Source organism: Tepidiphilus sp. HLB4, from assembly GCF_054823945.1.
The window spans coordinates 1-407 of sequence record NZ_JSYB01000021.1 but is presented as its reverse complement, the minus strand read 5'-3'; the positions used below and the strand labels follow the sequence as shown (position 1 = coordinate 407).

Annotated in this window: 1 pseudogene; it reads left to right on the top strand. The window is 75.7% G+C overall.

Annotation, left to right across the window (positions count from 1 at the left end):
• Positions 1-280 (top strand): annotated as a pseudogene (locus OA56_RS05695) (branched-chain amino acid ABC transporter permease); the annotation flags it as partial.
• Between the last annotated feature and the right edge of the window lie 127 nt (positions 281-407).

The window sequence follows — 407 nt, the reverse complement described above, 5'->3', positions numbered from 1 at the left end:
GGGCGTGGGCACGGCGCTCGCCGTGGCGGCCGGGCTTGCATCCGCCCCCGTCACCTTCGTGCATCCCGAGCTGGGCAGCCTCGCGCTCAACGCCTTTCCCGCCGCCGTCCTGGGCGGCATGAAGCCGGGCCCCGCGGTGCTCGCCGCCGGCGTGGCGCTCGGGGTGCTCGAAGCGCTCGCCGCCTGGCAACTCCCCCCCGGCGGCAAGGAGCTGCTGCTGCAGCTCGTGCTCATCGCCGCCTTGCTCGCCCTGCCGCGGGAACGAGTGGCGGCGCCATGAGCCGTTTCCTCCTGGATCCTCGCCAGCGCACCCGGCTGCTCGCCGTCCTCCTCGTGCTCGCCGTGGGCGCGCTCGGGGCTAGCGGCGGGGCGCGCTATCTCGCCCATCTGCTCGCCCTCGCTGGTGC